Annotated in this window: 20 protein-coding genes and 2 tRNA genes; 4 read left to right on the forward strand and 18 right to left on the reverse strand. The window is 68.1% G+C overall.

Translation table 11 applies throughout. From position 1 onward, the window contains the following. Positions 1-186 precede the first annotated feature (186 nt). From BVI061214_RS06285 to BVI061214_RS06295, 3 genes are all read right to left on the reverse strand, one after another. Positions 187-519 carry a hypothetical protein gene (locus tag BVI061214_RS06285; protein WP_053767690.1) on the reverse strand — a complete coding sequence of 111 codons (333 nt, stop codon included), beginning with the start codon at positions 517-519 and terminating at the stop codon, positions 187-189. A gap of 633 nt (positions 520-1152) precedes the next feature. Beyond that, a tRNA-Phe gene (locus BVI061214_RS06290) sits at positions 1153-1228 on the reverse strand. A 1-nt stretch (position 1229) separates the two neighbouring features. Further along, positions 1230-1306, reverse strand: a tRNA-Asp gene (locus BVI061214_RS06295). A 66-nt stretch (positions 1307-1372) separates the two neighbouring features. On the opposite strand from BVI061214_RS06295, the gene BVI061214_RS06300 reads away from it, so the two are divergent. Beyond that, a complete protein-coding gene (locus BVI061214_RS06300) occupies positions 1373-1738 on the forward strand; it encodes an SRA domain-containing endonuclease (protein ID WP_053767691.1) in 366 nt (121 codons plus the stop codon). Here BVI061214_RS06300 and BVI061214_RS06305 read toward each other — a convergent pair. Beyond that, positions 1701-2459 (reverse strand): type III pantothenate kinase, encoded by a 759-nt coding sequence (locus BVI061214_RS06305; protein ID WP_053767692.1) that lies wholly within the window; start codon positions 2457-2459, stop codon positions 1701-1703. The genes BVI061214_RS06300 and BVI061214_RS06305 overlap by 38 nt on opposite strands. Continuing rightward, positions 2459-2875, reverse strand: a complete 417-nt coding sequence (locus tag BVI061214_RS06310; protein ID WP_053767693.1) for an OsmC family protein — start codon at positions 2873-2875, stop codon at positions 2459-2461. The genes BVI061214_RS06305 and BVI061214_RS06310 overlap by 1 nt, the downstream gene beginning before the upstream one ends. Positions 2876-2923: 48 nt before the next feature. Between BVI061214_RS06310 and BVI061214_RS06315 the strand changes: the two genes are divergently transcribed. Beyond that, complete coding sequence (locus BVI061214_RS06315; RefSeq protein WP_053767694.1) at positions 2924-4015, forward strand: N-acetylmuramoyl-L-alanine amidase; 1092 nt, start codon at positions 2924-2926, stop codon at positions 4013-4015. 98 nt (positions 4016-4113) lie between these two features. On the opposite strand, the gene BVI061214_RS06320 is transcribed toward BVI061214_RS06315, so the two are convergent. Continuing rightward, entirely contained in the window at positions 4114-4887 is a 774-nt protein-coding gene (locus BVI061214_RS06320) for a serine/threonine-protein kinase (RefSeq protein ID WP_053767695.1), read from the reverse strand. Positions 4888-4934: 47 nt separating this feature from the next. Between BVI061214_RS06320 and BVI061214_RS06325 the strand changes: the two genes are divergently transcribed. Both BVI061214_RS06325 and lepB read left to right on the forward strand, forming a co-directional pair. Beyond that, positions 4935-5687, forward strand: a complete 753-nt coding sequence (locus BVI061214_RS06325; RefSeq protein ID WP_003044401.1) for a patatin-like phospholipase family protein — start codon at positions 4935-4937, stop codon at positions 5685-5687. Next, complete coding sequence (gene lepB / locus BVI061214_RS06330; protein WP_053767696.1) at positions 5684-6490, forward strand: signal peptidase I; 807 nt, start codon at positions 5684-5686, stop codon at positions 6488-6490. Before BVI061214_RS06325 ends, lepB begins: the two co-directional genes overlap by 4 nt. On the opposite strand, the gene BVI061214_RS06335 is transcribed toward lepB, so the two are convergent. The 12 genes from BVI061214_RS06335 to gyrA form a co-directional block, all read right to left on the reverse strand. After that, positions 6483-7046: a LutC/YkgG family protein gene (locus tag BVI061214_RS06335; protein WP_053767697.1), complete on the reverse strand. Its 564-nt coding sequence runs from the start codon at positions 7044-7046 to the stop codon at positions 6483-6485. The two genes, lepB and BVI061214_RS06335, sit on opposite strands and share 8 nt — an antisense overlap. Continuing rightward, positions 7030-8430 carry a LutB/LldF family L-lactate oxidation iron-sulfur protein gene (locus tag BVI061214_RS06340; RefSeq protein ID WP_053767698.1) on the reverse strand — a complete coding sequence of 467 codons (1401 nt, stop codon included), beginning with the start codon at positions 8428-8430 and terminating at the stop codon, positions 7030-7032. Before BVI061214_RS06340 ends, BVI061214_RS06335 begins: the two co-directional genes overlap by 17 nt. Continuing rightward, the gene (locus tag BVI061214_RS06345; protein WP_053767699.1) at positions 8420-9130 is read right to left on the reverse strand and encodes a (Fe-S)-binding protein; all 711 of its coding nucleotides are present in this window, start codon (positions 9128-9130) and stop codon (positions 8420-8422) included. The genes BVI061214_RS06340 and BVI061214_RS06345 overlap by 11 nt, the downstream gene beginning before the upstream one ends. A 278-nt stretch (positions 9131-9408) precedes the next feature. After that, positions 9409-10653 carry a sensor histidine kinase gene (locus BVI061214_RS06350; protein WP_053767700.1) on the reverse strand — a complete coding sequence of 415 codons (1245 nt, stop codon included), beginning with the start codon at positions 10651-10653 and terminating at the stop codon, positions 9409-9411. Then, positions 10654-11331 carry a response regulator transcription factor gene (locus BVI061214_RS06355; RefSeq protein WP_053767701.1) on the reverse strand — a complete coding sequence of 226 codons (678 nt, stop codon included), beginning with the start codon at positions 11329-11331 and terminating at the stop codon, positions 10654-10656. It abuts the gene before it with no gap. After that, complete coding sequence (locus tag BVI061214_RS06360; RefSeq protein WP_053767702.1) at positions 11328-11687, reverse strand: hypothetical protein; 360 nt, start codon at positions 11685-11687, stop codon at positions 11328-11330. The genes BVI061214_RS06355 and BVI061214_RS06360 overlap by 4 nt, the downstream gene beginning before the upstream one ends. A gap of 11 nt (positions 11688-11698) precedes the next feature. Further along, on the reverse strand, positions 11699-12346 hold the full coding sequence (locus BVI061214_RS06365) for a DUF502 domain-containing protein (protein WP_003044425.1): 648 nt from the start codon (positions 12344-12346) through the stop codon (positions 11699-11701). 20 nt (positions 12347-12366) lie between these two features. Further along, a complete protein-coding gene (locus BVI061214_RS06370; protein ID WP_053767703.1) occupies positions 12367-12975 on the reverse strand; it encodes a helix-turn-helix domain-containing protein in 609 nt (202 codons plus the stop codon). A gap of 74 nt (positions 12976-13049) precedes the next feature. After that, on the reverse strand, positions 13050-13274 hold the full coding sequence (locus BVI061214_RS06375) for a hypothetical protein (RefSeq protein WP_053767704.1): 225 nt from the start codon (positions 13272-13274) through the stop codon (positions 13050-13052). Further along, positions 13271-13483, reverse strand: coding sequence for a hypothetical protein (locus BVI061214_RS06380; RefSeq protein ID WP_053767705.1), 213 nt, complete (start codon positions 13481-13483; stop codon positions 13271-13273). Before BVI061214_RS06380 ends, BVI061214_RS06375 begins: the two co-directional genes overlap by 4 nt. Beyond that, on the reverse strand, positions 13480-13791 hold the full coding sequence (gene cutA / locus BVI061214_RS06385) for a divalent-cation tolerance protein CutA (protein WP_053767706.1): 312 nt from the start codon (positions 13789-13791) through the stop codon (positions 13480-13482). The genes BVI061214_RS06380 and cutA overlap by 4 nt, the downstream gene beginning before the upstream one ends. Further along, complete coding sequence (gene gyrA, locus BVI061214_RS06390) at positions 13792-16209, reverse strand: DNA gyrase subunit A (RefSeq protein ID WP_053767707.1); 2418 nt, start codon at positions 16207-16209, stop codon at positions 13792-13794. Between the last annotated feature and the right edge of the window lie 98 nt (positions 16210-16307).

The following is a 16307-nucleotide window of genomic DNA, read 5'->3' on the forward strand; positions in this document are numbered from 1 at the left end:
AAGCGGTTCTGGAGGGGAGAAGGGAGCGAGGCCACCATCTCGCTCACCCGGGCTGAGCCTGCGGCCAAGGCGCCCCGCACCACCTCTTCAAACCGTCGGTGGAGGCGCTTATCGGGGGAAAACGCTCGCAAAACGGCCCGTGAACTCCTGGAGCCTGGCCTCGGCCACCTTGAGCATGTCCATGGATCACCCCCGGTACCAGATACGGGCTGCGCCCGCAAGGGGAGATTTACCACGAAACGGAGATGTGGGTAAAGTCCTGGTGAGCACGACCAAGGCCAAGGCAAAGAGGAAGAGCTGGCTCATGCTGGCGCTCAGCGGGAGGCGAACCTCTACACGGATGCTCCAGACCAGGAGAGCAGTCCAGAAGAGGACTTCCCACGGGGTCAGGGTTAAGGGAAGGTCGCCGAATACCCTAAGCAGAAAACCCTCTAAGGCAAGAAAAGCCCCAAAGGTACTCGCTATCAGCAGAAAAAGGTTTCTAGGTGGCCAGTCTATCCTGAAGGGTTGCCGGGTCATTCCGACCCAAGCTTACCATAACTGGGGGTGAATAAAGAAAAAGGTGGCCAGCGAACTGGCCACACCTCTTTAGTCCCAGTGCGCAGAAGCCCCAGCCGCAAGTCCGAGCGCGATCAAGCTGCCGAGAAGCACCAACACGCGAGCGATCGGCTTCTTCATCTTTATCCCTCCTTTTCCTCCGCTTCCGGGGGGTCGGCCCCGTTTGCTTGTCTTTCACTTTAGGGGGTCGGGTCAATACTGTCAAGAGGGGAAGAATAGGTATCAGCACGGCAAAAAATGCCTATAGGGTCACAATAGTTTGGATTTGGTCAGACTTACGCTACCCAGCTTAGCACACCTGGTGCCGGCTGGGTAGCGGGGCTAGACCAACGGGGGGAAGCCTCGGGGTTTTGAGGGGGGAATGGCCTAAAAAATACGCGAGCCCGTGGGGGTTAAGCGCCCCACGCGGGCCCAAAAACATCCAGCTTTAATGCGCCCCTGGAATACACCGGCAATACCGAAAAAATGCCCACCGCAATGCCTAAAGAATGGCTGCCTCAAATACCACCCCGGAACAGCGAAGGTTGCCTCAGCTTCCCACCCCCTTCGGGGCTATTGTAACAAAACGTAACCCGCCCAGAGGGGCGGGTACTGTGGTGCCGAGGGGCGGAATCGAACCGCCGACACTGCGATTTTCAGTCGCATGCTCTACCAACTGAGCTACCTCGGCGTGGCGGCCCCGACGGGACTCGAACCCGCGATCTCCCACGTGACAGGCGGGTGTGTTAACCAACTACACCACGGGGCCTTGGGTTGTCGCCGGGTCGGGGGCGTCCGACCGGGCATCTAGGATGATAGCCGGGGGGAGGGGCCAGTGTCAAGCTTGAGCTGGAGCGAGGTCTTCGCCTACCACCGCACCCGGAAGGGGATCGGGAGGCAGAGCCTCCTGGTGGACCGGGGGGAGTCCGGCTATCGCAACGTCTTTCTGCCGGACGGGCGAATCCTCTACATGGGGGAAGGCCTGCGGGGTCACCAGGAGCCCCTTGGGGGGAACCTCCGCCTCCTCCTGGCCCACCGGGAAGGGACCCCTCTAAGGGTCTTCCTGCGGGAGGCCCCGGGGCGCTGGCGGGACCTGGGGTGCTACCGGGTGGAGGGGTGGCGGTACGCCCTTTTGGAGGAGGAGGGGCGCTACGTCTACTGGTTCACCCTTGGGCCATGTGGATGCGAAGGAGGCCCTTGAGGGTCAGGTCCTCGTCCACCAGGTCAAAGGAGGGGCAGATGGGCCTTAGGGTCTCGGCAAAGCCCCCGGTGGCGATGACCAGGGCTTCTCCCGCCTCCTCCTTGAAACGGCGCACCATGCCCTCCACCAGGGCGGCGTAGCCCAGAACCAGGCCCGAGCGGAGGGCCTCGAGGGTGTTCTTGCCCACCGCCCTCTGGGGCGGGACCAGGTCAATGCGGGGAAGCTTGGCCGTCCGCTGGGCCAGGGCGTCCGCCGCCGTCTGGGGGCCGATGGTGATGGCTCCGCCCAGGTAGCGGTTTGGGGCCTCCACCAGGTCAAAGGTGGTGGCCGTGCCAAAGTCCACCACGATGTAGCGGCCCGTGGGGCTCGGGTAGCCCAGGGCCCCCACGGCGTTGACCAGGCGGTCCGCCCCGGCCTCCTTGGGGTTGTCTATGGCCACCTCAAGCCCCGTGGCCTCGGCGTCCACCAGGCGGGCCTTGACCCCGAAAAGCCCCTCTATGGCCCGCGCCATCTCCCGCTCCACCGGGGGCACCACGCTGGAAAGGAGGGCGGCTTTGGGCGGGGGGAGGCCCTCCAGGGCGAAGAGGTTCTTTAAGAGGACCCTATACTCGCTTTCCATCCGCATTCGGTCGGTGTGGATGCGGAAGTGGGCGACGAGCCTCTCCCCCTCAAAAAGGCCCAGGGCCGTGGAGGTGTTGCCGATGTCCACCGCCAGGAGCATCAGGCCTCTTCCTCCCAGGGCTCCAGGATCACCCGGGTGGTGATCTCGGCGTTGAGGTTGGCGGAGACGGAGCAGTACTTGGTGTGGGAGAGGTGGACGGCCCGCTCCAGGGCCTCGAGGGTCACCCCCGGTCCGGAGGCGATGTGGGTCACGGTGATCTGGGTGTAGCGCCTGGGGTGGGTCTCCGCCCGCACCCCCTCCACCTCCACCCGGTAGCGGGCCAGGGGCTGCTTCTTCTTCTTCATGATGTCCACCACGTCGTAGGCGGTGCAGGCCCCCAGGGCCATGAGGAGGAGCTCCATGGGGCGGGGCCCGGTGGCGGGCTGGTCCCCGTCAATCATGACCTTGTCCCCCTGCTCGTTCACCCCCAGGAAGCGGTGCCCCACCAGGTTGTAGACCACGACCCTCTTCGTCATGGGCCGGATTTTACCAGGCTCTCACCGTGCCCGCTAGAATGGGCGTAGATGCGCTGGTTGTTCTTGGCCTGGATATGGAGCTGGGCCCTGGCTTTCCCGAGGGTGGGCGTGCACGAGGGCTTCACCCGCCTGGTCTTTGACCTGCCCTCCCCCCAGGTGGCCTACCGAATGGAGGAGAGGGAAAACCTTCTCACCCTCATCTTTCCGGGCCTTTCTGCCCCGGCGGCGGACCTGGTGGTGAACTCCCCCGAGGTGGCCTCGGTCCAGGTGGTGCCGGGCAAGGGGGAGGTGAGGGTCCTGGTGCGCACCAGGGGGCCGGTGGAGGTGAAGGCGAGCCGCTACCGGGACCCCGAGCGCCTGGTGCTGGACATCGCCCTGAAGAAGGGGGAGACCCCCCTCAAGCCCCAGGCCCCGGACCCCCCCAAGGCCCAGGCCCCCAAGCCTCCCAGGCCCGTGGTCCTCCTGGACCCCGGCCACGGGGGGATTGACCCGGGGATGGTGGGGTACGTGGTGGAGAAGGAGGCGGTCCTGGACGTGGCCCTCCGCCTCAGGCGCCTCCTCTTGCGGGAGGGGATAGAGGTCCGCCTGACCCGGGAAAAGGACACGCACCTCTCCCCGGACAAGCGCACGGACCTCTCCATGCGGGCCAGCATGGCCGACAGCTCCCGGGTGAACCTCTTCATCTCCATCCACGTGAACGCCTCCCCCACCCGCACCGCACGAGGGGTGGAGGTCTTCTACTTCGGCCGGGCCCAGGACCCCAGGGTTTTGGCCCAGGTGATCCGGGAAAACGGCGGGGGGGAGGTGGGCAAGCGCCTCACCGAGGAGGCCAAGACCGCCGCCGAGCGGATCCTTTACGACATCGTGGCCCAGGCCAACCAGCGCTTCAGCCAGCGCCTGGCAGAGACCCTGGGGCGGCACCTTTCCCAGGCCACGGGGAGCCCCTACAGGGGGAGCTTTCCCGGCGACTTCTTCGTCCTCCGCTACGCCAAGGTGCCCGCCGTCTTGGTGGAGATCGGCTTCGGGGACCACCCGGTGGAGGGGCGGAACCTGGCGGACCCCGACTACCGGGAGAAGGTGGCCCAGGGGCTCCTCGCCGGCATCCTCACCTTCCTGGGGAACGGGGCCTTCGCCCGCTAAGTGCCCGTACTTTGGTTTCGCAGCATGGGATGCTCAGGTCGGGGCTGTGAGAGGGCTTTTCTGGGGCCCCCACCGCGGCGAAAGCGGCGGTGGGGTACTTAGAAGGGGAAAGCCTCCAGGGCTTCCCCGGCGTCCTTGAACCGCTCTTTCGGGCGCTTGGCCAGGAGGCGCTCCAAGTAGGCCCGCTCCCTCTCCCCAAGCCCGGGAAGGGGGGGGACGGGCGCCTTCAGGTGGCCCAGGAGGACCTCTTCCGGGGCTCCCACAAAGGGATGTTCCCCGGAGAGGATCCAGTAGAGGATGACCCCGGCGGCGTACACGTCGGCCTCGGGGCCGGGGCTTTGCCCCAGGACCTGCTCCGGGGCCAGGTAGGGGAGGGTGCCCACCCTCAGGGGCTTTTTGAAGGCCTCGGCCACCGGGCCGGAGAGGTCAAAGTCCACCAGGCGGGCCTCGTCGGTGCCCGCCACGATGATGTTTTCCGGCTTCACGTCCCGGTGGACCAGGCCTTTGGCGTGCATGTGGGCCAGGGCCAGAAGGAGCTGGCGGAAGACCTGAAGGGCCCGGGGCTTCCCCGGCCTCCGCCCCATCCACCGCTCCATCTCCTCCCCCGGGGCGTAGGCCAGGAGGAGGGCCGGGCCTTCCTCCAGGTCCAGCTTCTCCAGGACGGGGTTCAGGTTGGGGTGGTCCAGGCGCTTACCCACCCAGAACTCCCGGTTCCGCCGGGCCTCGGCCCCTTTGGGGAAGAGCTTGAGGGCGTAGGGGGTGCCGAAGGGGTCAAAGGCCAGGTAGACCGTGGCCAGGGCTCCCTGGCCCAGGGGGCGCACCACCCGGTAGCGCCCTAGAAGGGTCTTCCCCGCCAGGCTCACCGCCCCCACTATACCCTTCCTCACGCCTTTCACCTGAAAGCCGGTAGGATTTTCCCGTGCGGGGCTTGGCGCTTTCCGGAGGCGGGGCCAGGGGGCTGGCCCACATCGGGGTTCTGGAGGTCTTCCTGGAGGCGGGGCTGGACTTCCAGGTGGTGGCGGGCACCAGCATGGGGGCCATCGTGGGGGCCCTCTTCGCCGCCGGGCGGACCCCAGGGGAGATGCTGGAGATGGCCCGGAAGACCCCTTGGCTGGCCCTGCTGGGCCTCTCCCCCAGGGAGGGCCTCTTCTCCCGCAGGAAGCTCAAGGACTTCCTGGCAGAGCACCTGCCCCCCCGGTTTGAGGACCTGAAGCGGCCCCTGGTGGTGACGGCGGTGGACGTGGCCACGGGTAGGCTCGTCTTCCTCACCCAGGGGGAGCTTCCCAGCGCCGTCCTGGCCTCCGCCGCCTACCCGGGCCTCCTGGCCCCGGTGGAGCGGGAGGGCAGGCTCCTCTTTGACGGGGGAGTTCTGGACAACCTGCCCGTGGACGGGGCCAGGCTCCTGGGGGCTTTGGAGGTCTACGCCGTGGACGTGACCCCGGAGCGGGCGGTGGCGGAGGTTCCCAAAAACCTCCTCGCCCTGGCCCGGCGGGCGGTGGACCTCATGCAGCTCCACCTGACCTCGGTGCGCCTCGCCCTTTACGCCCCCGAGGTCTACGTGCGCCCGGCCCTCCAGGGGGTGGGTATAGAGGACTTCCGGCGCCTGGAGGAGATCGTGGAGGCCGGAAGGGAGGCCGCAAGGAAGGTTTTGGACAAGGTGGGAGGGGTATGAAGGCGTTCTGGGAGTATCTTTTCAAGGAGTGGTTTCGGCAGGTGGGGGAGGCCCTGCTGGTGGCCTTTCTGGTCACCACCTTCGTCTTCACCACCGTGGGGGTGGTGGGGCAGAGCATGTTTCCCACCCTAAGGAACGGCGAGCGGGTCCTGGTGCCCAAGTGGGAGACCTGGCTGGTGCGCTTCGGCCTCAAGGAGTGGCGTCGGGGGGAGATCGCCATCCTCAAGCCCCCCGAGGGCACCCCTTACGCCACCGCCCGCTTTCCCGTGCTGGGCTTTTCCTTCAGGGCCTTCTTCATCAAGCGCATCGTGGCCGTGCCCGGGGACGAGGTGTACGTGGAGCGGGGGGTGGTCCACGTGAACGGTGTGCCCCTTCTGGAGACCCACATCACCGACCACCTCTCCCCCTGGCCCGACTCCTTCCCCGGGGTTTGCTACAAGGACGGGCGCATGACCCGCATCATCACCCAGCAGGGGGACTTCCCCGTGGACCTTCTCCCCGCCTACCTTAAGCCCCTCAAGGAGATGCTCCTGCCCCCTTCGGAAGGGGTCCTGGCCCGGAGCCGGCTGGAGGAGGCTTGTGAGGTGGGGCGGATCCGCCTCAAGAAGGGGTACTACTTCGTCATGGGGGATAACCGCACCTTAGGGGGCTCCGAGGACTCCCGCACCTTCGGGCCCGTGCCCGTGGAGGCCATCGCCGGGCGGGCCAGCTTCGTCTGGTGGCCCGTCTTCGTGCGGGACGAAAGGGGCCTCCGCCTGAACCTGAGGCGGCTTGAGCCCCCGGCGGTCTACAGGCTCAGGTGAGGACGGCCACCAAAAGCCTCCCCGGTCCGTGGACCCCCTTCACCATCACCTGGCCGATGTCGGCGCTCTTGGAGGGGCCGGAGTGGAGGCCTAGGGCGGTGGGGAGGGCCTCCAGGGAGGCCAGGGCTTCCGCCAAGGTCCCGTAGACCCTCTCCGCCTCCACGAAGACCAGGTGGGTGGGGGGGAGGAGGTGGACCTTCCGTCCCTCCTCGGAGGAGAGGGCCACGCTCCCCGTCTCCGCCACGGCGAAGAGGGCGTAGGATACGCCCAGAGGGGCCTCCTCCGGGGGAAGCTCGGGGAGGGGGGGCCGGAGGTCCAGGGGCAGGGTCCTGCCCAAGGCGGCCCCGGAGAAGCCCTGGGCCAGGGCTTCCAGGAAGCTTCTCACCTCCTCCCGCCGCATGAGGCGGCCTTCCCCGCCGTTTTCCTCAAGCCGCCTGAGGAAAAGCTCCAGGGGGTCGGGAAGAGGCGCAGGGTGGGGAGGGCCCGGGAGCTCCGCCTTGGGGCGATCCTTCAGGGCCCGCTTCACCCGGGAGAGGATCCTAGTTCTGGCGTCCACGGTCTTCCTCCATTTCCCGCCAGAGTTCGTGGAAGGGCTTGGGGCTTGGCCTTAAGGCCCCGCGGCCTTCCGTCCAGGCCCTTAGGAGGGGGAGGAGGTCCTGGGGGAGGGGAAGCCCCCTCAGGGCCTTGGAGAAGAGGCGGTAGAGGGCGGGGCTTTCCATGACCTTGCGGAAGGCCGCCATGGCTGTCTTCTCCCAGCCGGGGGTGAGGCCCTCGGCTACGGCCCGGTGCCGCCAGGTGAGGAGGAGCCTGGGGATGGGGATCTTGACCGGGCAGGCCTCGAGGCAGGCCCCGCACAGGGTGGAGGCGTAGGGGAGGGGGTAGGCCTCCTCCAGGGAGAGGAGGCCCGGGTCCAGGACCGCCCCGATGGGCCCCGAGTAGACGTAGCCGTAGGGGTGCCCCCCGGTCTGGCGGTAGACGGGGCAGGCGTTGAGGCAGGCCCCGCACCGGAGGCACCTCAGGGTCTCCCAGGCCTCGGGATCGGCCAGGAGGGCGGTGCGGCCGTGGTCCACCAGAACCACGTGGACCTCCTCGGGGCCCTCCTCCCCTTCCTTCGCCGGGCCCCCTAGGAGGGAGACATAGGTGGAAAGCCTCTGCCCCGTGGCCGCCCGGGCGGTGAGGGGAAGGAAGAGGGCGAGGTCAGAAAGGCGGGGGAGGAGCTTCTCCAGCCCCACGAAGGCCACGTGGACCCTGGGGAGGCTGGTGGAGAGCCGGATGTTCCCCTCGTTTTCCATGAGGGCCAGGGTGCCCGTCTCCGCCACCAGGAAGTTGGCCCCGCTGATGCCCAGGTCGGCGGTGAGGAAGGCCTCCCTCAGGACCTTCCGGGCCACGCCCGCCAGCGCCTCGGGGCTCGCCTCCAGGGGGGTGCCGAAGCGCTCGTGGAAGAGCCTCCGGATCTCCTCGAGGGAGAGGTGGATGGCGGGGCCCACGATGTGGCTCGGGGGCTCCTTTAGGAGCTGGATCAGGTACTCTCCTAAGTCGGTCTCAAAGACCTCCACCCCCAAGGACTCCAGGAAGGGGTTCACCCCGAGCTCCTCCGTCAGCATGCTCTTGGCCTTAACCGCCCGCCGGACCCCTCGCCTCCTTACGATCTCCAGGAGCACCTGATGGGCCTCCTCCGGCCCTTCCGCCCAGTGGACCCGCGCCCCCTTTTCTAAAAGGCGCCTTTCCGCCTCCTCCAGGTAGCGGTCCAGGTGGCTTAAGACGTGGTCCTTGATCGCCTTGGCCCGCTCCCGCCACTCCTCTATGGGCACCTCGGCATAGGCCCGGAGGCGGTTCCGCTCAAAGTGCAGCGTGGCCCCGGTGACCGCTTCCCGCACCCCGGGCCTCTCCTTGAGAAGCCTCGCCGCCTCCTTGGGGTAGAACCTGGCCTTAGCCCGCATACGCCTCCCAGAGGAGGGTGGCCAGGGGGGCCACCCTCAGGTTCACGCCACTTTTGGCCATCCGGCCCGAGAGGTGGAGAAGGCAGCCGGCGTCGGTGGAGGTGAGGACCTGGGCCGCGGGCAGGGTGGAGAGCTTCCGGTCCGCCATAGCTAAGGAGACCTCGGGGAGCTTGACGCTGAAAAGCCCCCCGAAGCCGCAGCACTCCTCGGCGGCCTCCCAGGGGAGGACCTCGGCCCCGGCGTTCGTGAGGAGGGTGAGGGGTTCCTCCCGCACCCCGAGCTCCCTTAGGGCGTGGCAGCCGTGGTGGTAGGCTACCCTTACCCCCTTCAGGCCCTCCCCCAGCCTCTCCACCCCCAGGACCCGCACCAGGAACTGGGAAAGTTCATAGACCCTTTCCGAAAAGGCCAGGGCCTCCCGGCTCCCGGGCAGGAGCTCGGGGTAGTGGTTCCTCAGCATGCTGGCGCAGCTTCCCGAGGGCAGGACCACGTACTCCGCCTCCTGGAAGACCCGCAGGGTGCGCCTGGCCAGGGCCCTGGCCTCCTCCCAGTGCCCGGCGTTGAAGGCGGGCTGGCCGCAACAGGTCTGCCCCTCGGGGAAGTCCACCTCCACCCCCAGGGCCCTTAGGAGGCGCACCGCCGCCACCCCGGCCTCGGCGTAGAACTGGTCCGCTAGGCAGGTGATGAAGAGGGCTACCCGCATTCCCCCCATTCTATGGCTTCCACCCCGAGGGGAAGGCCCATGGCGAGGCCTGGCCCCTCCTTAGGTCCACCCGGAAGGGGCCCGTGTGGGTGAGCTGGTCCCCCGTGCCCTGGGCCTCGGCCAGGGCCCCCGGGGTGAGGCAGACGGGGTGAGGGGCGGGGCAGGTGTGGGCGAGCCACAGGGGTTGGCCCAGGACGAGGCCTTTCTCTCCGACCCTTGGCTGGATTCCGGCCTGGGAGAGACACCGGAGAAGGCCCTTTAGGGAACGCCTGGGTGGGTTAGTCTTCCTCTAGAAGAGGAAGCCGCACCCGGAAAAGGGTCCTTCCCGGGGTGCTTTCCACCTCTATCTGCCCCCCGTGGGCCCGGGCGATGGCCTGGGCCACGGCGAGGCCTAAGCCGGTGCCCCCGCCAGGGCCCTTGCGGAAGCGCTCAAAGACGTGGGGGAGGAGGTCTTCCGGGATGCCCGGCCCCTCGTCCTCCACCTCCACCAGGCCGAAGGGAGGGCTTTTCTTCACCCGCACCCGGACCTTCTCCTTTCCGGCGGCCCGGACGGCGTTGGCGATGAGGTTGCGGAGCATCTGCAGCAGGCGGTCCGGGTCTCCCAGGACCTCGGCCGTCTCCCCCTCGCAGGCCACCCCCTGCTCCCGGGCGGCCTCCTCGGCCAGGGCCTTCAGGTCCAGGATGTGGGGGTTCAGGGAGAGGCCCACCTCGCCCCGGGCCAGGTCCAGGAGGTCCTCCACCAGGCGGCGCATCCGCTCGGCCGTGGCCCGGGCGGTCTTGAGGCCCTCGAGGTCCAAGGGGTTCCGCTCCAGCCGGTCCAGGTGGCCCAGGAGGACGGTGAGGGGGGTGCGGAGCTCGTGGCCCACCTCGGCCAAAAAGGTGCGTTCCCGCTCCTTGGCCTCCTTGAGGGCCAAAAGGAGGGCGTTCACCGCCTCCACCATGCGGCCCAGCTCGTCCTTGGGCAGGGCCAGGGCGATGGGGGTGAGGCGCTCGGGGCTGCGGAGGGCGATCTCCCGGGCCGCCCCTTCCAGGGGCCTGGTGGCCAGGCGGGCGGTCAGGTAGACCAGGAGGGTCCCTAAGGGGAAGAGGAGGAAGAAGGCTTCCAGAAGGGCCCGGCGCAGGGCCAGAAGGGCCCTTTCTATGGGCTCGGCCTCGGCGGTGAGGACCAAAAGGCCCAAAGGGGTGGGGACCGCCGTCCAGGCGAAGCCTTTGGCCCACCGGACCCCATCCCCCGCGCCCTTCAGGGCCTCTTTGGGGAGGCGATGGTCTTCCCGGGAGAGGACCAGGGGCTCGCCGTCCTGGGTGTAGAGGTGGAGGTAGACCCCGCCGGTGGTGAGAAGGCTTCCCGCCTGGCCCCTCTGGTAGGCCTCCGCCGCCTGCCTGGCGTCCTGGAGGAGGGTGGCCTCCAGGTGGCCCCGGAGGGCGCCCTCTACCCCCCGGCCCGCCAGGTACAAGGCCCCCACCAGAAAGAGGAGCCAGAGGAGGCTGAAGGCGAGGAAGAGCCTGGCCCGGAAGGAAAGCACCTACTCCCCTTCGCCCCGGGGGCGGAGGGCGTAGCCCAGGCCCCGCACCGTGCGCAGATACCCGTAGGCCCCGGCCTCGCGGAGCTTGGCCCGCAGGTTGGCCACGTGGACGTCCAGGACGTTGGAGTCCCGGCCCAGGGGGCGGCCCCAGACCTTCTCCTCTATCTCCTGGCGGGAGAAGACCCGCCCGGGGCGGCTCATGAGGAGGGCCAGAAGGTCAAACTCCTTGGGGGAAAGCCGCACCTCCTGCTCCCGGAAGAAGACCTGCCGCCGCTTGGGGTAAAGGGTAAGCTCCCCCACCGAGAGGACCTCGCTCCCCTCCCGGTGCCGAAGCTGGACCTGGATGCGGGCCAGAAGCTCGGCGGGGTGGAAGGGCTTGACCAGGTAGTCGTCGGCCCCTTCGGAGAGGAGGGAGACCTTGCGCTCCACGGCGTCCTGGGCGGTGAGGACCAGGATGGGGGTATCGTCGGTGGCGCGGATCCTCCGGGCCACCTCGCCGCCGTCCAGGTCGGGGAGGCCCAGGTCCAGGACCACCAGGTCGGGCCGCTTCTCCCGGTGGCGGATGAGGCCCTCCACGCCGCTTTTGGCCCATTCCACGGCGAAGCCCGCTTCCTTCAGTTCCAGCTCCAGAAGCCTCGCCACCTCGGGGTCGTCCTCTATGAGGAGGATGCGCTTCATGGCCAGAGCCTTTCCGGAGGGGTGAGGCCGTAGACCTCCTTGAGGAGTTTTAGGAGGCTCACCCGCTCCTTTTCCAGAAGGAGCACATCCCCCCGGTCCGCCAGGGCGGGGAAGGCCCGGGGCTTTTCGCCGGGCAGGAAGAGGAGGAGCTGGACCTCCTGCCCGGGCTTGGGGGGAAGGGGCGGGGAGAGGGGCTTCAGGGTCTTCCCCTCCACCCGCCAGGCCCCGTGGAGGGTGCGGAGGTCCTGGGAGAGGAGCCTGAGCTCCGTCCCCGGGGGCAGGGCGGGCCCCAGGAGCGGAGGGAGGGCCGCCAGGGCCAGGGAAAGAAGCAGGAAGAGGGGAAGAAGCCGCCGCATCTATCCCCATTCTAGGCGGGGGGCGTGGGGTTTTGTTGGAGGGCGCTAAAGGCCTTTGAAGGTTTTTCGGGCAGGAGGAAGCCGGCGGAGACCACGTACTTAAGGGCGTCCTCCACGCTGATCTCCAGGGGGATGACCTCCTCGGAGGGCACCAGGATCACCACGCCGCTGGCGGGGACGGGGCTCGTGGGGACCAAAACGGCGGTGTACCCCTCGGGCAGAGGGGGAAGGCGGCCTTCCACCGGCTGGACCACGAAGCAGAGGGTGTAAAGGCCCCGCCTGGGGTACTCAATGACCGCCGCCCGGCTGAACTTGACCTCTTTTTGGCCGAAGAGGGTGTGGGCGATCTGCTGGACCGCCTTGTAGATGTCCCGCACGATGGGTAGGAGGAGGAGGGAGCGCTCTAGGGAGACGATGAGGCGCCTGCCCAGGTAGTGCTCCGCCAGCGCCCCCACCAGGTAGATGAGGGCCGCCGCCAGAAGGAGGCCCACGAAGGGGAGGGCGGGCCTATAGGCCTGGGGCACCTCGAGGCCCAAAAAGCGCAGGAAGGCCTGGATGTAGCTGCCGGAGTAGGCGTAGACCCAGCCCAGGAAGTAGAGGGTGACCAGGAGGGGGAGAAGGGTGACCAGGCCGGTGAGGAGGCGTTGCCGGAGCCGCATGAGCCCCAGTCTACCAGCCTCTAGCGGCCGTCGCCTTTGCTTTGGGCCAGGGTCTTCAGGCCCTCCGGGTCCTTGAGGACGATCTTGCCGTAGCCGGAGCGGATGTACCCCTCCCGGGCGAGCTCCCCGATCACCTTGGTGACCGTCTCCCGCACGCTGCCCACGGCGGCGGCCAGCTCGTCGTGGGTGGCGTGGAGGACGATGACCCCTTCCTCCTCCCGGGCTAGCGGCGTGGCGGCCAGCTCCAGAATGGCCGCCGCCATGCGGTTCTTGAGGCGCTGGGTGGCCAGGCTCTCAATGCGGCGGTAGGCGCGGGCCAGGGCCTCCGCCAGGTGCTGGGCCAAGGCCCGCATCTCCTCGGGGGAGGGCTCCTTGGGCAGGGCCTCCAGGACCACCCCCGTCACCGCCTCGGCGAAGTAGCCCCGCTCCAGGCCGAAAAGGGCCTCCTCCCCGAAGTAGCCTCCCGGGGGCACCAGGCGCAGGGTCAGGGCGTTGCCCTCCTCGTCCACGGCCTCGAGGCGGACCAGGCCTGAAAGCACCCTGTAGGCCCGGTCCCGGGGACCGGGGCGGCCGGGGTAGAGGATGACCTCGCCGGGCTTGAAGCTCACCGTTTCGCGGGCCTGGGTCATGGCTGCCTCCTGTCCCCAGGCTAGCACGCCCCAGGGATTTTGTAAACGGAGAGGTTGAAAAAATGAAGCCCGGGCTACCGAAGGGGGCGCTTCCGGGCCACGGGGAGTAGGCGGTCCAGGGCGATCTCCGGGGCCTCGCCCCGCTTCCTGGCCTCTTCCAGCTCCAGCCTAGCCCAGAAGAGGGCCATCTCCCACACCGCCTTTAGCCTTTCCTCCACGGGGAGAGCCCGCCACTCGGAAAGGTCGTCCGGCCTCTCTTCCAGGGAGAACCTCCGGGCCACCGGTTTAATCGCCCTCATAGTTCCTCCAGGTCCCTCAGGTCCACGGGCCGGCCGAAGGCCCGCTTCAGGGCCTTGAAGTCCTCCGGATGCACCACAAAGACCTCCACCCCTTCCACCCGGTGGGTGAGCCTGCGGGCGAAGGCCCCGTCAAAGGAGGGGGATTCCAGGAGAAACCTGGCCCCCGCCCGGTGGAGGGCCCGGAGGAAGTCCAGCATGTCCTCGGTCATCCCACGTTCTCCCGGAGCCAGGAGAGATAGGCCCCGTGCCCCTCGGCGATGGGGAGGGCGATGATCTCGGGCATGGTGTAGGGGTGGAGGGCGAGGACCCGCTCTTTAAGCCTGGGGAAGGCGAAGGTGGTGGTCTTGACGATGAGGAGCACCTCCTGGTCCTCCACCACCTCCCCCTGCCAGCGGTAGACGGAGGTGAGGCCGGGGACCAGGTTCACGCAGGCCGCCAGGCGCTCCTCCACCAGGGCCCGGGCGATGGTCTTGGCCACCTCCTGGTTGGGGGCGGTGATCAGGACCACCTCTTCCATCTACTTCTCCTCCTCCACCACGAAGGCGCTGGCGATCTCGTCCTCCTCGGGAAGGTTCATGACCTTGACCCCCGCCGTGGCCCGGGAGTACTGGCGGATCTCGGCCACAGGGGTGCGGAGGGTGAGGCCCTTTTTGGAGAGGACCAGAAGGTCCTCCGTGCCCCGCACCTTGAGGAGGGCGGCCAGGCGGCCCACCCTGGCGGAGACGGCGTAGGTGATGACCCCCATCCCTCCCCGGCCCTGCGGGGGGTACTCGCTGAGGGGGGTGCGCTTGCCGTAGCCCCGGGTGCTCACCGAAAGGAGGTCCACCATCTCCCCGGGTTTCACCGTGACCAGGGAGACCACCCGGTCCTGGGGCTTCTTAAAGCGAATGCCCACCACGCCTTGGGTGTCCCGGCCCGTGGCCCGCACCTCCTCCAGGGGGAAGCGGATGGCCTGGCCCTCGGCCGTGGCCAGGATGGCCTCGTCCTCGGGGTCGGAGAGGGCCACGCCCACCAGGCGGTCCCCCTCCAGAAGCCGGATGGCGATGAGGCCGCCCGCTCCCAGGTTGGCGTACTCCTTGAGGGCGGTGCGCTTGACCAGGCCCCGCTCGGTGGCGAAGACCAGGTAGCCCTCCCCCTCGAGGCCCCGCACGGCCAAAAGAGCCGCCACCTCCTCCTCCTCGGCGAGGGGCAGGAGGGTCTTCACGTGGACTCCCCGGGCCTGGCGGCCCATCTCCGGCAGGTCGTAGACCTTGAGGCGGTAGACCCGGCCCCGGTTGCTGAAGACGAGGAGGTCATCGTGGGCGTCGGCCACGAAGACGTGGGTGGCCTCGTCCTCCTCCTTGGTCTTGCCCGCCATGAGGCCCTTGCCGCCCCGCCCCTGGGCCCTATAGGCCTCCAGGGGAAGGCGCTTCAGGAAGCCCTGGGCGGTGAGGGTGATGACCATGGGCTCGTCCTCAATGAGGTCCTCGGGGTTGAAGCTCTCCTCAAACTCGGTGAGGAGGGTGCGCCTTGCGTCCCCGTACTTTTCCTTGACTCTGAGGAGCTCCCGCTTGACCTCGCCCCAGAGGCGGCCTTCGTCCTCCAGGATGGCCTTGAGGCGGGCGATCTCCTCCATGAGCCCCCGGTATTCTTCCAAAAGCTTCTCCCGCTCCAGGGCCACCAGGCGCTGGAGGCGCATGTCCAGGATGGCCTGGGCCTGGGCCTCGGAGAGGCCGAAGCGCTCCATGAGGCCCCGCCTGGCGGCGGGGGCGTCCTCGGAGGCCCGGATCAGGGCGATGACCTCGTCAATGTGGTCCAGGGCGATGAGGAGGCCCTCCAGGATGTGGGCCCTCTCCTCGGCCTTCTTGAGGTCAAAGAGGCTCCGGCGCCGGACCACCTCCTTGCGGTGGTCCAGGTAGTGGCGCATGAGGTCTAGGAGGGAGAGGACCCGGGGCTCGCCCTCCACGATGGCCAGGAGGTTCACGGTGAAGGAGGACTGGAGGGCGGTGTGCTTGTAGAGCTGGTTGAGGACCACCTGGGGGTTGGCCCCCCGCTTGAGCTCAATGGCGATGCGGAGGCCCTGGCGGTCGGACTCGTCCCGGAGGGCCACGATGTCCTCAATCTTCTTGGCCTTGACCAGGGCGGCGATCTGGGCGATGAGGCCCGCCTTGTTGACCTGGTAGGGAATCTCGGTGACCACCAGCATGGGCCTAGAGCCCTTCTCCTCCACCCGGACCTTGGCCCGGACCTTGAGGCTTCCCCGGCCCGTGGCGTAGGCCTCCTTGATGCCCTTTCGCGAGAGCCTGCCCCCTGTGGGGAAGTCGGGGCCCGGCAGGTGGGCCATGACCTCCTCGAGGGTGATCCCGGGATTGTCAATCATGGCCACCAGGGCGTCCACCACCTCGGCGAGGTTGTGGGGCGGGAGGCTGGTGGCCATGCCCACGGCGATGCCGCTTGAGCCGTTCACCAGAAGGTTGGGGATGGCGGCGGGCAGGACCTCGGGCTCCTTAAGGGAGCCATCGTAGTTGGGGCGGAAGTCCACCGTCTCCTTGTCCATGTCCTGGAGCATCTCCGCCCCGATGGGCGACAGCCTGGCCTCGGTGTAGCGCTGGGCCGCCGGGGGGTCCCCGTCTATGGAGCCGAAGTTGCCCTGGCCGTCAATGAGGGGGTAGCGGAGGTTCCAGGGCTGGGCCAGGCGGGCCAGGGCGTCGTAGATGGCGGCGTCCCCGTGGGGGTGGTACTTGCCCATGACCTCGCCCACGATCTTGGCGCTCTTCACGTGCTTGCGCCCCGGGAGGACCCCCTCCTGGTAGGCGGCGAAGAGGATGCGCCTCTGGACCGGCTTGAGCCCGTCGCGAACGTCGGGCAGGGCCCGGTCCACGATGACGGACATGGCGTAGTTGATGAAGCTTTGCTTGAGCTCCTCGGTGATTTCTACAGGCAGAACCTGGGCCATAGCGCTCCTGGATGGCGTTTAGACGCCACCTTTCAGTATACCTCATCGGGGTGGGCCAGGGGCCATGGCCTCCCGGTTTGGTTTAATCCCAAATAGTG

The sequence above is a fragment of the Thermus aquaticus genome, from assembly GCF_001280255.1.
Taxonomy (GTDB): Bacteria; Deinococcota; Deinococci; order Deinococcales; family Thermaceae; genus Thermus; species Thermus aquaticus.

What these genes read in the sequence shown, in the direction of transcription:
- BVI061214_RS06285 (WP_053767690.1), bottom strand. Translation starts at nt 519, where the DNA reads ATGACCCGGCAACCCTTCAGGATAGACTGGCCACCTAGAAACCTTTTT.
- BVI061214_RS06305 (WP_053767692.1), bottom strand. Translation starts at nt 2,459, where the DNA reads ATGCTCCTGGCGGTGGACATCGGCAACACCTCCACGGCCCTGGGCCTT.
- BVI061214_RS06310 (WP_053767693.1), bottom strand. Translation starts at nt 2,875, where the DNA reads ATGACGAAGAGGGTCGTGGTCTACAACCTGGTGGGGCACCGCTTCCTG.
- BVI061214_RS06315 (WP_053767694.1), top strand. Translation starts at nt 2,924, where the DNA reads ATGCGCTGGTTGTTCTTGGCCTGGATATGGAGCTGGGCCCTGGCTTTC.
- lepB (WP_053767696.1), top strand. Translation starts at nt 5,684, where the DNA reads ATGAAGGCGTTCTGGGAGTATCTTTTCAAGGAGTGGTTTCGGCAGGTG.
- BVI061214_RS06340 (WP_053767698.1), bottom strand. Translation starts at nt 8,430, where the DNA reads ATGCGGGCTAAGGCCAGGTTCTACCCCAAGGAGGCGGCGAGGCTTCTC.
- BVI061214_RS06345 (WP_053767699.1), bottom strand. Translation starts at nt 9,130, where the DNA reads ATGCGGGTAGCCCTCTTCATCACCTGCCTAGCGGACCAGTTCTACGCC.
- BVI061214_RS06355 (WP_053767701.1), bottom strand. Translation starts at nt 11,331, where the DNA reads ATGAAGCGCATCCTCCTCATAGAGGACGACCCCGAGGTGGCGAGGCTT.
- BVI061214_RS06360 (WP_053767702.1), bottom strand. Translation starts at nt 11,687, where the DNA reads ATGCGGCGGCTTCTTCCCCTCTTCCTGCTTCTTTCCCTGGCCCTGGCG.
- BVI061214_RS06365 (WP_003044425.1), bottom strand. Translation starts at nt 12,346, where the DNA reads ATGCGGCTCCGGCAACGCCTCCTCACCGGCCTGGTCACCCTTCTCCCC.
- BVI061214_RS06370 (WP_053767703.1), bottom strand. Translation starts at nt 12,975, where the DNA reads ATGACCCAGGCCCGCGAAACGGTGAGCTTCAAGCCCGGCGAGGTCATC.
- BVI061214_RS06375 (WP_053767704.1), bottom strand. Translation starts at nt 13,274, where the DNA reads ATGAGGGCGATTAAACCGGTGGCCCGGAGGTTCTCCCTGGAAGAGAGG.
- BVI061214_RS06380 (WP_053767705.1), bottom strand. Translation starts at nt 13,483, where the DNA reads ATGACCGAGGACATGCTGGACTTCCTCCGGGCCCTCCACCGGGCGGGG.
- cutA (WP_053767706.1), bottom strand. Translation starts at nt 13,791, where the DNA reads ATGGAAGAGGTGGTCCTGATCACCGCCCCCAACCAGGAGGTGGCCAAG.
- gyrA (WP_053767707.1), bottom strand. Translation starts at nt 16,209, where the DNA reads ATGGCCCAGGTTCTGCCTGTAGAAATCACCGAGGAGCTCAAGCAAAGC.